Source organism: Streptomyces sp. NPDC007162, assembly GCF_040634175.1.
Taxonomy (GTDB): Bacteria; Actinomycetota; Actinomycetes; order Streptomycetales; family Streptomycetaceae; genus Streptomyces.
This window is the reverse complement of the sequence record NZ_JBEYFC010000004.1, coordinates 20,063-33,055: the sequence shown is the minus strand read 5'-3', so window position 1 is coordinate 33,055 and position 12,993 is coordinate 20,063. Positions and strand designations below refer to the sequence as shown.

12 protein-coding genes are annotated in these 12,993 nt (G+C 72.3%); 10 read left to right on the top strand and 2 right to left on the bottom strand.

Features of this window, described 5'->3' with window-relative positions:
• Positions 1-36: 36 nt before the first annotated feature.
• A complete protein-coding gene (locus ABZ646_RS01030; RefSeq protein WP_360511610.1) occupies positions 37-861 on the bottom strand; it encodes an HAD family hydrolase in 825 nt (274 codons plus the stop codon).
• A 583-nt stretch (positions 862-1,444) separates the two neighbouring features.
• On the opposite strand from ABZ646_RS01030, the gene ssd reads away from it, so the two are divergent.
• The 7 genes from ssd to ABZ646_RS00995 all read left to right on the top strand — a co-directional run bounded on the left by ssd (position 1,445) and on the right by ABZ646_RS00995 (position 6,585).
• The gene (ssd, locus tag ABZ646_RS01025; RefSeq protein WP_360511608.1) at positions 1,445-2,542 is read left to right on the top strand and encodes a septum site-determining protein Ssd; all 1,098 of its coding nucleotides are present in this window, start codon (positions 1,445-1,447) and stop codon (positions 2,540-2,542) included.
• A complete protein-coding gene (locus ABZ646_RS01020; protein ID WP_360511606.1) occupies positions 2,539-3,741 on the top strand; it encodes a TadA family conjugal transfer-associated ATPase in 1,203 nt (400 codons plus the stop codon). The genes ssd and ABZ646_RS01020 overlap by 4 nt, the downstream gene beginning before the upstream one ends.
• Complete coding sequence (locus tag ABZ646_RS01015; protein WP_360511604.1) at positions 3,741-4,601, top strand: type II secretion system F family protein; 861 nt, start codon at positions 3,741-3,743, stop codon at positions 4,599-4,601. The genes ABZ646_RS01020 and ABZ646_RS01015 overlap by 1 nt, the downstream gene beginning before the upstream one ends.
• Complete coding sequence (locus ABZ646_RS01010; RefSeq protein ID WP_360511602.1) at positions 4,598-5,449, top strand: type II secretion system F family protein; 852 nt, start codon at positions 4,598-4,600, stop codon at positions 5,447-5,449. Before ABZ646_RS01015 ends, ABZ646_RS01010 begins: the two co-directional genes overlap by 4 nt.
• Positions 5,450-5,547: 98 nt before the next feature.
• Entirely contained in the window at positions 5,548-5,727 is a 180-nt protein-coding gene (locus ABZ646_RS01005) for a DUF4244 domain-containing protein (protein ID WP_358981885.1), read from the top strand.
• Between the two features lie 28 nt (positions 5,728-5,755).
• Positions 5,756-6,070 carry a TadE family type IV pilus minor pilin gene (locus tag ABZ646_RS01000; protein ID WP_360511600.1) on the top strand — a complete coding sequence of 105 codons (315 nt, stop codon included), beginning with the start codon at positions 5,756-5,758 and terminating at the stop codon, positions 6,068-6,070.
• A 29-nt stretch (positions 6,071-6,099) separates the two neighbouring features.
• On the top strand, positions 6,100-6,585 hold the full coding sequence (locus tag ABZ646_RS00995; protein WP_360511644.1) for an Rv3654c family TadE-like protein: 486 nt from the start codon (positions 6,100-6,102) through the stop codon (positions 6,583-6,585).
• Here ABZ646_RS00995 and ABZ646_RS00990 read toward each other — a convergent pair.
• Positions 6,554-9,004: a DEAD/DEAH box helicase gene (locus ABZ646_RS00990; RefSeq protein WP_360511598.1), complete on the bottom strand. Its 2,451-nt coding sequence runs from the start codon at positions 9,002-9,004 to the stop codon at positions 6,554-6,556. The two genes, ABZ646_RS00995 and ABZ646_RS00990, sit on opposite strands and share 32 nt — an antisense overlap.
• An 81-nt stretch (positions 9,005-9,085) precedes the next feature.
• Between ABZ646_RS00990 and bldG the strand changes: the two genes are divergently transcribed.
• From bldG to ABZ646_RS00975, 3 genes are all read left to right on the top strand, one after another.
• Complete coding sequence (bldG, locus tag ABZ646_RS00985; protein WP_010986038.1) at positions 9,086-9,427, top strand: anti-sigma factor antagonist BldG; 342 nt, start codon at positions 9,086-9,088, stop codon at positions 9,425-9,427.
• 236 nt (positions 9,428-9,663) lie between these two features.
• A complete protein-coding gene (locus ABZ646_RS00980; protein ID WP_360511596.1) occupies positions 9,664-10,098 on the top strand; it encodes an ATP-binding protein in 435 nt (144 codons plus the stop codon).
• Between the two features lie 329 nt (positions 10,099-10,427).
• Entirely contained in the window at positions 10,428-12,833 is a 2,406-nt protein-coding gene (locus tag ABZ646_RS00975) for a sodium-translocating pyrophosphatase (RefSeq protein ID WP_360511594.1), read from the top strand.
• Positions 12,834-12,993 lie beyond the last annotated feature (160 nt).

Below are 12,993 nucleotides of genomic sequence, written 5' to 3'. Positions count from 1 at the left end.
GGCCGAACGGGTGAATAGGGGTCGAAGTCGGCCGCTTCAGGCGACCGTGCTCCGGCGGCGGCTCGCGTACCAGACCAGACCCGCGGTGGCGGCTGCCGCGCCTATGGCGGCCGCGGCGACCAGGGCCGGCCGCGGGGGCGCGGAGATCCGCTGCTTGAGCCGCACCGGGCGGTGGAAGTCGAGGATCGGCCAGCCCTGCGCGAGGGCCTCACGGCGCAGCGCGCGGTCCGGGTTCACGGCGTGCGGGTGCCCGACCGCCCGGAGCATCGGCACATCGGTCGCCGAGTCGCTGTACGCGTAGCAGCGCCCCAGGTCGTATCCCTCGGAGGCGGCCAGCTCGCGGACGGCCTCCGCCTTCGTCGGGCCGTACGCGTAGTACTCCACCTCGCCGGTGTAACAGCCGTCCTCGCCGACGACCATGCGGGTGGCGACCACCCGGTCCGCCCCGAGGAGTTCGCCGATGGGCTCGACCACCTCCGCGCCCGACGTGGACACGATGACGACGTCCCGGCCGGCCCGGTGGTGCTCCTCGATGAGGGAGGCGGCCTCGTCGTAGATGATCGGGTCGATCAGGTCGTGCAGGGTCTCGGCGACGATCTCCTTGACCTGCTGGACATTCCAGCCGCGGACGAGACCGGACAGGTACGCGCGGGTGCGCTCCATCTGGTCGTGGTCCATACCGCCGACCAGGAACACGAACTGGGAGTACGCGGTGCGCAGCGCCGCCCTGCGGTTGATCAGACCGCCTTGGTAGAACGACTTGCTGAAGGTGAGCGTGCTCGACTTCGCAATGACCGTCTTGTCCAGGTCAAAGAACGCCGCTGTGCGGGGCAAGGAGTGGTTTTCCACGACCCTGAGCATAGGCGCCCACCATTCGGCGTAAGCTGGGGCGCGTGGGTTTGCCTGAGAGGGCTCTCGGGTACACCATGGAAGTCACGGATCGTTCGCGACCGTGCTAACCCGGTCCGGCTCCTCCCCCCCCGAGTCGGCCGTGGAGACGACCCCCACTCTCCCCCCCGGTGGGGGTCGTCGCATGTCCGGGTGGGTTTTTCCCCTCTTTTCGCGGGCCGCGAGGCCTGGTCGGGCGGCTTCGGCCGCCCTTCTCGCATGCCCATGATCCGTCACGTTGGGTAGTCGAGGCGCTGCGCTGTGGAAGTCGCACAGGGGCCGGAACGGGGCTCACCGGTATGGGTGACGGCGATATTCACAACCATCGAGCCGTCCACGGTTTTCGACCAAGATCCACACGATTTCCCGGCTCGCTGCACCGTGATTCCAGCGCGATCCGGCGGCGGCCACTTCATGGCCGGTTCCCATTGCCGGGCGCCAATGGCCGGTTTCTACCGGCCGTGCATATGAAGGCCGATTGCCGGTTCTTCACACGTTTGGGAATCGCGGGGCCTCGGTGGCCACGCGCCACCACTCAGCCAAGGGGGAAGCTCACATGGCCAAAACCGTCACCCAGGACCCGCCGCCCGCCGCCGCGGGACGGCCAGGACGACCGATGATCGTCACCGAGGACGCCGAACTCCTCGACGACCTCCTGCGGCTGTGCGCCGCGGCCGGCGCCAAGCCGGAGGTCCACCACGGCGTGCCGGAGCGCGGCGGCGGCTGGGAGTCCGCCCCGCTCGTCCTGGTCGGCGACGACGCGGCGCGGCGGGTGCGCGGGGCCACGCGCCGACGCGGGGTGGTGCTGGTCGGACAGGACCAGGACGACCCCGACGTGTGGAAACGGGCCGTGGAGATCGGCGCCGACCACGTCCTGATGCTGCCGGACGGCGAGCAGTGGCTCGTGGACCGGATCGCCGACGTCGTCGAAGGGGTGGGCCGCCCGGCTCTCACCGTCGGCGTGATCGGCGGCCGGGGCGGGGCCGGTGCCTCCACGCTCGCCTGCGCGCTCGCCGTCACCTCCGCGCGTGAGGGACTGCGCACCCTCCTCGTGGACGCGGATCCACTGGGCGGCGGAATCGACGTACTCCTCGGCGGCGAGACGGCCGAGGGGCTGCGCTGGCCCGCCTTCGCCGCCTCGCGCGGCCGGCTCGGCAGCGGCGCCCTGGAGGAGTCGCTGCCCGAACTGCACTCGCTGCGCATCCTCAGCTGGGACCGCGGCGACTGCGTGGCGATCCCGCCGCCCGCCGTCCGCGCGGTGCTCGCGGCCGCCCGGCGACGCGGCGGCACGGTCGTCGTCGACCTGCCGCGCCGCCTGGACGACGGGATCGCCGAAGTCCTCACCCAGCTCGATCTTGCCGTCCTGGTGGTCCCGGCCGAACTGCGCGCCATCGCCGCCGCCGGACGGGTGGCGGCCACCGTCGGCATGGTCGTGCGCGACCTGCGGGTGGCGGTCCGGGGCCCGTACGCGCCGGGTCTGGACGACCGCGAGGTGGCCCGCCTGCTCGGCCTGCCCCTGGCCGGCGAAGTACCCGCCGAACCCGGCCTGTCCCGCGCCGACCGCAAACCCCCGGGCGCCGTCGCACGCTCGCCGCTGGCCCGCTTCTGCAAGGACTTCTGGGAGCGGACGCTGGTCGAGGCAGGTGGTGTATGAGGCCCGGCACTCCGGGCGGGGACGGTCCGGCCCTGCTCGACGGGGTACGGCGCTGGCTCGCCGAGAGCGGCGCCGAACCCACGCCCGCGCGGGTGGCGCAGGCGCTGCGCGCACAGGGCCGGGTGCTCGGCGACGCCGAAGTCCTCGGCGCGGCCGAACGACTCCGCTCCGAACTGGTCGGCAGCGGCCCCCTGGAGCCGCTGCTGGCCGACCCCAAGGTCACCGACGTCCTGGTGACCGCCCCCGACCGGGTCTGGGTGGACCGCGGCGGCGGCCTGGAACTGACCCCGGTCGCCTTCCCGGACGCGGCAGCGGTACGCCGCCTCGCGCAGCGGCTGGCCGCGGTGGCCGGCCGGCGCCTGGACGACGCACGCCCCTGGGCGGACGCCCGGCTGCCCGACGGCACCCGCCTGCACGCGGTCCTGCCCCCGGTGGCGGTCGGCTGCACCTGCCTGTCCCTGCGGGTGGTACGGCCCCGGGCGTTCACGCTGGACGAACTGGTCGCGGCGGGCACCGTTCCGCCCGGCGGCGACCGGATCCTGCGCGCCCTGCTGGCGGCCCGGCTGTCCTTCCTGGTCAGCGGCGGCACCGGCACCGGAAAGACGACCCTGCTCAGCGCCCTGCTCGGACTCGTCGGCCCGGGGGAGCGGATCGTGCTCGCCGAGGACTCGGCGGAGCTGAGGCCCGAACACCCCCATGTCGTACGGCTGGAGACCAGACCCGCCAACCAGGAGGGCGCCGGCCTGGTCACCCTGGAGGACCTGGTCCGGCAGGCCCTGCGGATGCGGCCCGACCGGCTCGTGGTCGGCGAGGTGCGCGGACCCGAGGTGGTGCACCTGCTGGCCGCGCTCAACACCGGCCACGAGGGCGGCTGCGGCACCGTGCACGCCAACGCGGCGGCCGACGTACCGGCCCGCCTGGAGGCGCTCGGTACGGCCGCGGGACTCGACCGGGCGGCCCTGCACAGCCAGTTGGCGGCCGCCCTGTCGGTGGTGCTGCACCTCGCACGGGACCGCACGGGCCGACGCCGGATCACCGAGTTGCACGTGCTGGAACGGGACCCCTCGGGTCTGGTGCGGACGGTGCCGGCCCTGCGCTGGGGCGTGGACGCCTTCGCACGCGAACGGGGGTGGGAGCGGCTGCGGGAGCTGCTTCGAAGTGACGGGAGTGACCGGAATTCCGAGACGGGGTGTCTGTGATGGGTGAGACGACGATGGGTGCTGTCGTGGTGTGCGGTGGGGTCATGGCCTGGCTGCTGGCCGAGCGGCAGCGCGAGGTGCGACGGGCACGGCTGTTGCTCGCCGGCGGCGGGGTGGTGGCCACCGGGCCGCCCTCCTGGGAGCGTGCGGCCGGGGAACTGCGGCGGCTGCACGGACACCTGCGAGCGGAGTGGTGGGTCCTCGTCGCCGGGACGGCGCTCGCGTTCCTCGCCGGTTCGGCCCTTCCGGTCCTCGCGGGGGCGGCCGGGGTTCCGGTGCTGCGCCGGTTGCGGCTGGCCCGGCATGCGCGGCGTACCCGGGACGTGCGCGCCGACGCGGTGATCGCGCTGTGCGGGGCTCTCGCCGGCGAGGTGCGCGCGGGACGTCAGCCCGCCGAGGCGCTGCTGCGGGCCGCGCGGGACTCCGGCGGACTGGGCGAGGCCCGGGCGGCGGTGGTGGCGGCGGCCCGCTTCGGCGGGGATGTGCCGGGCACCCTCGCGGTGGCGGCTCGGCAGCCGGGCGCCGACGGCCTGTCAGGGCTCGCGGCCTGCTGGCGGGTGGCGGTCGACCAGGGCGCGGGACTGGCCGCGGGCCTGGACCGCCTGGACGCGGCCCTGCGCGCCGAGCGGGACCAGCGGGCCGACCTGCGGGCCCAGTTGTCGGGCGCCCGGGCCACCGCCCTGATGCTCGCCGTCCTGCCCGCCCTCGGCCTGTTGCTCGGTTCGGCCATGGGTGCCGAGCCGCTGCGGGTGCTGCTGCACACCGGGGCCGGGCTGGGCTGCCTGGTCACAGGCACCGCTTTCGAAGCCGCCGGTGTGTGGTGGGCGGTCCGGATCGTGCGGGGAGCTGAGGCGGTATGAGTACGGAGGCCGTCCACAGGCTGGAGTCCGTCCACAGGCTGGGAGTTGTCCACAGGCTGGAAGCTGCCGGCGGGCTTGAGGTTGTCCACAGGCTGGGGGCGACGCTCGCGGTGCTGCTGGTCCTGGGCTGGTCGGCGTGGCGGCTGGAGTGGGCCAGGAGCGGGCGCCGGGCCCGGCGCCGGGTGGCCGCACTGCTGGCCCTGGAGACGGCGGAGCGGCACTCCGACGTGGGCGCCGCCGTCCGCGGGTGGCTACCGGTGGCCGGCGTGGTGTGCGGCGGCTGGGTGCTGATCGGCGGGATCAGCGGGGCGCTGCTGGGGCTGGGCGTCGCCGTGGGGCTGTGGCGGTGGCGGCGCCGGGAGGGCGGCGGGGAGCGGGCGGCGCGGGCGGAGGCGGCCGAGGCCCTGCGTCAACTCCCGCTCGCCGCCGACCTCCTGGCGGCCTGTATCGCGGCCGGCGCCGGTCCGGTGGTCGCCGCCCAGGCCGTCGGCGAGGCCCTCGGCGGACCCGTCGGGGACGGGCTCGCGCGGGGCGCGGCCGAGGTACGGCTGGGCGGCGAACCGGCGGACGCCTGGCGGTGGTTGGCTTCGCTGCCGGGTGCCGCCGCCCTGGCCCGGCTGCTGGAGCGGGCCGACGAGTCCGGGCTGCCGGCCGCGGTCCCCGTCGCCCGGCTCGCCTCGGACGCCCGTGCGGAGTGGGCGCGGGCCGCGACCACCCGGGCACGACGGGCGGCCGTGCTGATCTCGGCGCCGGTGGGGCTCTGCTTCCTGCCCGCGTTCGTCTTCGTCGGGGTGCTGCCCGTGGTGATCGGGCTGGCGGGCGGGGTGCTGCGAGGAGGTGGTGGATGAGGGGGCGCGAGCGGGCGGACGGCGTAACTGAGCTGTGCGTTCAGGGGATTCAACCGATTCAACGGTTCAAGGGATTCAACGGATCAAAGGGAGTCGAGATGTACCGGAAGATGCGGATGCTGCTGCGTCGGGACGCCGGAATGGTCACGTCCGAGTACGCGATGGGGATCATCGCCGCCGTCGGGTTCGCGGCGGTCCTGTACGCGGTGGTGACGAGTGGGCAGGTCAGTCAGGAACTCCAGGACATCGTGAAACGAGCCCTCAGTGCGCGGATGTGAGCGAGGGCGCCGCGCGGACCGGGGGTTCGTGACCGCGGAGGCGGCCGTGGTGCTGCCGGTGCTGGTGGCGTTCACGATGGCGCTGGTGTGGGGGCTGCTGGTGGTGGCCGCTCAGATCCGGTGCGTGGACGCCGCCCGCACCGGGGCGCGAGCCGCCGCGCGGCAGGACGCCGGGGACGCGGTGGTCGCGGTGACGAAGGAGGCGGCGCCGGCCGGGGCGACGGTGACCGTGGCCAGAGAGGGCGACCGGGTTCGGGTGACGGTGGTGGCGAGGCCGCCGGTACTGGGTGCGCTGCCGTTCGAGGTGCGGGAGTCGGCGGTGGCGTTGGCGGAGGAGCCATGACGTGCCGGCCGGGGGAGGTGGTCGGGTGGCTGCGGGCCGGTGGGGGCTGGTTCGAGAGGCGTCGGTACTCGGATCAGGGATCCGCCACCGTGTGGAGCGTCGGGGCGATCGCCGTCCTGTGCGTCGTGTTCGGCACCGTGCTGGGACTCGGGCAGGCCGTGGTCGCACGGCACCGCGCGGCCGGGGGCGCCGACATGGCCGCGCTCGCGGCGGCCGACCACTGGGCCGAGGGGACCACGCAAGCCTGTGCCCGGGCCGACCGGGTGGCACGGGCACAGGACACCCGGCTGACGCGGTGCGTGCTCACGGGGGACATCTCGGACGTGACGGCGGCGTCGGGAGCGGGACCGTTCGCGGCTCAGGTCCGGGCCAGAGCGGGCCCCGCGCCCGCGACGTGCCCCGAAGGGGCGCGGGGCGGCGACACCGGCGGCTCCGCCGCGTGCGCACGGCCGGCCCCCACTGACCCGCACCGACCCGAACGGCCTAATCCGGCGCCCCTTTCAGCAGCACCGTGAGGAGCCGTACCGCCCCCCGCTTGTGCAAGGGCTCGTTCCCGTTGCCGCACTTGGGGGACTGGATGCAGGAGGGGCACCCGGCGTCGCACTCGCACGCGGCGATCGCCTCCCGGGTGGCCGTGAGCCAGGTGCGGGCCGTGTGGAAGGCGCGCTCCGCGAAGCCCGCGCCTCCCGGGTGGCCGTCGTAGACGAAGACCGTCGGCAGGAGCGTGTCGGGGTGCAGCGGGATCGACACGCCGCCGATGTCCCAGCGGTCGCAGGTCGCGAAGAGCGGGAGCAGGCCGATGGAGGCGTGTTCGGCTGCGTGCAGGGCGCCGCCGAGGATCTCCGGGTCGATCCGGGCCTCGTCGAGCTGGTCCTCGGTGACCGTCCACCACACCGCGCGGGTGCGCAGCGTACGAGGAGGGAGGTCGAGTTTCGACTCGCCCAGGACCTCGCCGGTGATGAGCCGGCGCCGGAGGAAGGAGACCACCTGGTTGGTGACCTCGACAGAGCCGTAGCACAGACGGCCGTCGCCCCAGGGGACCTCGACGTCGGTCTCCAGGACGGAGATGGCCGTGGTGTCGCGGGCGACCGTGGAGTACGGCGGGTCGGCCTGTTCGACCAGCGCCACCGAGTCCTCCAGGTCCAGGGACCGCACGAGGTAGGTGCGGCCCTGGTGGAGGTGGACGGCGCCCTCGTGGACGGTGGAGTGCGCGGCGCTCGCGTCGACCGTGCCGAGCAGGCGTCCGGTGCCCGCCTCGACGATCTGCACCGGACGGCCGCCCTCGCCGCGGATGTCGGTGAGGTCGGCGGCCCGCTCCCGCCGTGTCCAGTGCCAGGCCCTGGTGCGGCGGCGCAGCAGCTTCGCGGCCTCCAGCTGCGGCAGCAGCTCCGCGCAGGCGGGTCCGAAGAGGTCGAGGTCGTCGTCGGTGAGGGGGATCTCGGCGGCGGCGGCGCACAGGTGCGGCGCGAGGACGTACGGGTTGTCGGGGTCGAGGACCGTCGATTCCACCGGTTGGTCGAACAGCGCCTCGGGATGATGGACGAGGAAGGTGTCCAGCGGGTCGTCACGGGCGACCAGCACGGCGAGGGCGCCCTGACCGGAGCGGCCCGCCCGACCCGCCTGCTGCCACACAGAGGCCCTCGTACCCGGGTACCCGGCGATCAGTACGGCGTCCAGGCCGGAGACGTCCACACCCAGCTCCAGGGCCGTCGTGGCGGCAAGTCCGAGCAGTTCCCCGGAGTGCAGCGCGCGTTCCAGGGCGCGCCGCTCCTCGGGGAGGTAGCCGCCGCGATAGGCCGCGACACGCCGGGCGAGGGAGCGGTCCACCTCGGCCAGCCGTTCCTGGGTGATGACGGAGATCAGCTCCGCGCCTCGTCTGGAACGCACGAAGGCGACGGAGCGCACGCCCTGCACGGCGAGGTCGGTCAGCAGGTCGGCGGTCTCCGCGGTGGCGGTACGGCGGACGGGGGCGCCCTTCTCGCCGTGCAGTTCGGTCAGCGGCGGCTCCCACAGGGCGAAGACCAGTTCGCCGCGCGGTGAGGCGTCGTCGGCGACCTCCACGACCGGCAGGCCGGTGAGACGGCGGGCGGCGACGGCCGGTTCGGCGGCGGTGGCGGAGGCCAGCAGGAAGACCGGGGAGGCGCCGTAGCGGGCGCACAGCCGGCGCAGCCGGCGCAGTACCTGGGCGACGTGCGAGCCGAAGACGCCCCGGTAGGTGTGGCACTCGTCGATGACGACGTACTTCAGCGACTTCAGGAAGGAGGACCAGCGCGGGTGCCCGGGGAGTATCCCGCGGTGCAGCATGTCAGGGTTGGTGAGCACGTAGTTGGCGTACTGGCGGACCCACTCGCGTTCCTCGTACGGCGTGTCGCCGTCGTACACCGCGGGGCGCACGGCGTTGCCGAGCGGTTGTGAAAGTTCCTTCACCGCTCTGCACTGATCGGCCGCGAGAGCCTTGGTGGGCGCCAGGTAGAGGGCGGTGGCACCACGGCCGTTCGGCGCCTCGGAACCCTCCAGGAGGGTGGACAGGACGGGCACGAGGTACGCCAGGGACTTGCCGGAGGCGGTGCCGGTGGCGACCACCACGGAGTCGCCGTCCAGGGCGTGCTCGGCGGCCAGCGCCTGGTGCTCCCACGGGTGCTCGATGCCGCACTCCTGGACGGCCGCGATCACCTCCGCGCGAATCCGGTCAGGCCAGACGGCATGCCGACCCGCCCGTGGGGGCAAGTGCTCCGTATGAGTGATGCGCGAAGCCCGGCTCGGCCCGGAGGCGAGCCGGTCCAGGACCGTGCCCGGAGAGAACCCGGACACGGCCGGAACCGGCGGTCGATCGGATCGGTGATTTATGGCCATCGGGACCGAGTGTGTCACCGGCGTGACGGACAATGGGGCCAAGGCGTCGTGCACGCCTGCCGGTAAGTGATTGAATGCCATCGCGGCTGGCGAACGTCCCAGGGGCCGCAAGCCGAGGTGTCCCGAGGGACGACCGCTCGATAGCAAGGTGCTGGAGGATCCGTGGACCTGTCTCTGTCGACCCGTACAGTCGGCGATCGTACGGTCGTCGAGGTCGGTGGCGAAATCGACGTATATACCGCGCCCAAGTTGCGCGAGCAGCTGGTCGAGCTGGTGAACGACGGGAATTTCCACCTCGTCGTTGACATGGAGGGCGTCGACTTCCTCGACTCCACCGGGCTCGGCGTGCTGGTCGGCGGCCTGAAGCGGGTGCGTGCCCATGAGGGTTCGCTGCGCCTGGTGTGCAACCAGGAGCGCATTCTGAAGATCTTCCGCATCACCGGCCTCACCAAGGTGTTCCCGATCCACACCTCGGTCGAGGAAGCGGTGGCGGCCACCGACTGACCCGGACCGGCCGACGCGTCCCGGACCGCCCATCGGTCCGCGGCGCCCGGCCGGTCTCCGGCACGGTTGCGTGCATCCCGTATGCGCCTGCGTGCCACCCCAGCCCGTTCGGGCCCGCGTGCCCGTGCCGGCAGCCGTTCACGGGCCGCAGTGCCCGCGGCGGCCGCAATTCATCTGGGGTCCGAGTGCTCGGCGGCCCGGCCCCCATCGCACGCCCGTAGTTCCGAGGGGGACGTATGGCCACCGTTGAACTCCGCTTCAGCGCGCTGCCCGAGCACGTCCGCACCGCCCGGCTGGTGGCGGCGGCGGTGGCTCGCAGGGCCGGAGTGGACGAGGCCGTCCTGGACGAGGTCCGGCTGGCCGTCGGCGAGGCCTGTTCCCGAGCGGTGGGTCTGCACCAGAGCTCCGGCATCGCCGAGCCCGTGCGGGTCGCGCTGATCGAGGAGGAGAAACAGTTCTCCATCGAGGTCGGCGACGACGCGCCCCGCTCCGCTCCCGGCGACCGGACATCCGGTGCCTCGGCGGAGGCGGACGTGGAGACCGAGGAGGACGAGATGGGCCTCGCGGTCATCAGTGGTCTCGTCGACGACGTGGAGGTCACCGCCGGGGAGAACGGCGGGTTGATCCGCATGACCTGGCCGACCGTCCCGCCGGGGGTCGTGCTCACCTGAGAGCCACCTGATCGAAGACAAGAAGGGCCCTGCGAGCAGGGCCCTTCTTGTTATTTTCCGTCGGATGTCATCCGGTTGCCGAATTCGTGAAAACATTCACGATCAATGCCCGGTAGATCGCCCGATAATTCGATCAAGAGTCGATTGCTCCACTGGTGATCGTCAATGCTTTTAGGGCGTTACCGCTTTCGGGTTGGGTGGCTTGACCTCGATCATTTGCTGAAGAGCACGAGAAGGCCGATTCCGTTTACCGGCCCCTGTTTAGATCACTCCCGGGTACCTAGAATCCGTCCACATCTTGAGCTCAGCCCAAGCGTCAAGGAGGACGAATGGCGGGGCTTTCTACCCCTCATCAGTTGGGTCACCCCACAACCCTCGCGGCCGCGGTCCTGACCGACGACAACCGGGTCCTGGTGGCGGTCATCGCCGCCGTGGCGCTGGCCGCGCTCGTGGTCGCCTGGATCCTGGTCCGTCAGGTACTCGCGGCGGGCGAGGGCACCGACAGCATGAAGAAGATCGCGGCGGCGGTCCAGGAAGGCGCGAACGCCTATCTGGGCCGACAGTTGCGCACGCTCGGCGTATTCGCCGTCGTGGTGTTCTTCCTGCTTCTGCTGCTGCCCGCGGACGACTGGAATCAGCGTGCCGGCCGGTCGATCTTCTTCCTGATCGGCGCGGCCTTCTCGGCGACCACCGGCTATATCGGCATGTGGCTCGCCGTGCGCAGCAATGTGCGGGTCGCCGCGGCGGCCCGTGAAGCAACCCCGGCGGAAGGCGAACCGGAAAAGGATCTCACCGCCGTCTCGCACAAAGCCATGAAGATCGCTTTCCGCACGGGCGGCGTGGTCGGCATGTTCACCGTGGGGCTCGGCCTGCTCGGCGCCTCCTGTGTGGTGCTGGTGTACGCGGCCGACGCGCCGAAGGTGCTCGAGGGCTTCGGCCTCGGAGCAGCCCTCATCGCGATGTTCATGCGTGTCGGCGGCGGCATCTTCACCAAGGCCGCCGACGTCGGCGCCGACCTGGTCGGCAAGGTCGAACAGGGCATTCCGGAGGACGACCCGCGCAATGCCGCGACCATCGCCGACAACGTGGGCGACAACGTCGGCGACTGCGCGGGCATGGCGGCCGACCTCTTCGAGTCGTACGCGGTGACCCTGGTCGCCGCGCTGATCCTCGGCAAGGCGGCCTTCGGCGACTCCGGGCTCGCCTTCCCGCTCCTGGTGCCGGCGATCGGTGTGCTCACCGCCATGGTCGGCATCTTCGCGGTCGCCCCGCGCCGCAGCGACCGCAGCGGCATGAGCGCCATCAACCGCGGCTTCTTCATCTCCGCGGTGATCTCGCTCGTACTCGTCGCGGTCGCGGTCTTCGTCTATCTGCCGGCGAAGTACTCCGACCTGGACGGCATCAGCGACGCGGCCATCCGGGCCAAGGACGGCGACCCGCGGATCCTCGCGCTCGTCGCGGTCGCCATCGGCATCCTGCTGGCGGCCGTCATCCAGCAGCTGACCGGCTACTTCACCGAGACCAACCGGCGTCCCGTCATGGACATCGGCAAGACCTCGCTGACCGGTCCGGCCACCGTGGTCCTCGCCGGCATCTCGGTCGGCCTCGAATCGGCCGTCTACACCGCACTGCTGATCGGTCTCGGCGTCTACGGCGCGTTCCTGCTCGGCGGTACGTCGATCATGCTGGCGCTGTTCGCGGTGGCGCTGGCCGGCACCGGTCTGCTCACCACGGTCGGTGTGATCGTCGCCATGGACACCTTCGGTCCGGTCTCCGACAACGCCCAGGGCATCGCCGAGATGTCCGGCGACGTCGAGGGCGCGGGCGCCCAGGTGCTCACCAACCTGGACGCCGTCGGCAACACGACCAAGGCCATCACCAAGGGCATCGCGATCGCCACCGCCGTCCTCGCGGCGTCGGCGCTCTTCGGGTCGTACCGGGACGCGATCACCACGAACGTGCAGGACGTGGGCGCGAAACTCAGTGGTGCGGGCTCCCCGTTGACCCTGTCCATGGACATCTCGCAGCCCAACAACCTGGTCGGCCTCATCGCCGGCGCGGCGGTCGTCTTCCTCTTCTCCGGACTCGCCATCAACGCAGTGTCGCGGTCGGCGGGTTCGGTGGTCTTCGAGGTGCGGCGGCAGTTCCGCGAGCACCCCGGGATCATGGACTACACGGAGACGCCCGAGTACGGCAAGGTCGTCGACATCTGCACCAAGGACGCCCTGCGGGAGCTGGCCACGCCGGGACTGCTCGCCGTGATGGCGCCCATCTTCATGGGGTTCACGCTCGGTGTCGGCGCGCTCGGCTCCTATCTCGCGGGCGCGATCGGCGCGGGCACCCTGATGGCCGTCTTCCTGGCCAACTCCGGTGGCGCCTGGGACAACGCGAAGAAGCTCGTCGAGGACGGCCACCACGGCGGCAAGGGCAGTGAGGCCCACGCCGCCACGGTGATCGGCGACACGGTCGGCGACCCCTTCAAGGACACCGCGGGCCCCGCGATCAACCCGCTGCTCAAGGTCATGAACCTGGTGTCGCTGCTCATCGCGCCCGCGGTGATCAAGTTCTCCTACGGTCATGACAAGAGCGTCGGCGTCCGGATCCTGATCGCGGTTCTCGCACTGCTCGTGATCGTCGGCGCGGTGTACGTCTCCAAGCGGCGAGGTATCGCCGTCGGCGACGACGAGAGCGCCGAACGCGTGGCCAAGTCGGCTGATCCAGCGGTGGTTTCGTAGGCGGTCTTACGACGCCCGCCGGGACGCTCACGAACGGTCCCGGCCAAGGAGCGGGCGGATGGCGCGTGGTGACGCGCCGTCCGCCCGTTTCGCGCTCTCGCGCCCATGCACGGTGCCGTCCTCCGCACTCCGTGCCCGATTCGCTCCAGGACAATCCCGT

Bases quoted from the DNA above. Each gene is read 5' to 3' on its own strand.
- ABZ646_RS01030 (WP_360511610.1), bottom strand. From the start codon at position 861: ATGCTCAGGGTCGTGGAAAACCACTCCTTGCCCCGCACAGCGGCGTTC.
- ssd (WP_360511608.1), top strand. From the start codon at position 1,445: ATGGCCAAAACCGTCACCCAGGACCCGCCGCCCGCCGCCGCGGGACGG.
- ABZ646_RS01020 (WP_360511606.1), top strand. From the start codon at position 2,539: ATGAGGCCCGGCACTCCGGGCGGGGACGGTCCGGCCCTGCTCGACGGG.
- ABZ646_RS01015 (WP_360511604.1), top strand. From the start codon at position 3,741: ATGGGTGAGACGACGATGGGTGCTGTCGTGGTGTGCGGTGGGGTCATG.
- ABZ646_RS01010 (WP_360511602.1), top strand. From the start codon at position 4,598: ATGAGTACGGAGGCCGTCCACAGGCTGGAGTCCGTCCACAGGCTGGGA.
- ABZ646_RS01005 (WP_358981885.1), top strand. From the start codon at position 5,548: ATGTACCGGAAGATGCGGATGCTGCTGCGTCGGGACGCCGGAATGGTC.
- ABZ646_RS00990 (WP_360511598.1), bottom strand. From the start codon at position 9,004: ATGGCATTCAATCACTTACCGGCAGGCGTGCACGACGCCTTGGCCCCA.
- ABZ646_RS00980 (WP_360511596.1), top strand. From the start codon at position 9,664: ATGGCCACCGTTGAACTCCGCTTCAGCGCGCTGCCCGAGCACGTCCGC.
- ABZ646_RS00975 (WP_360511594.1), top strand. From the start codon at position 10,428: ATGGCGGGGCTTTCTACCCCTCATCAGTTGGGTCACCCCACAACCCTC.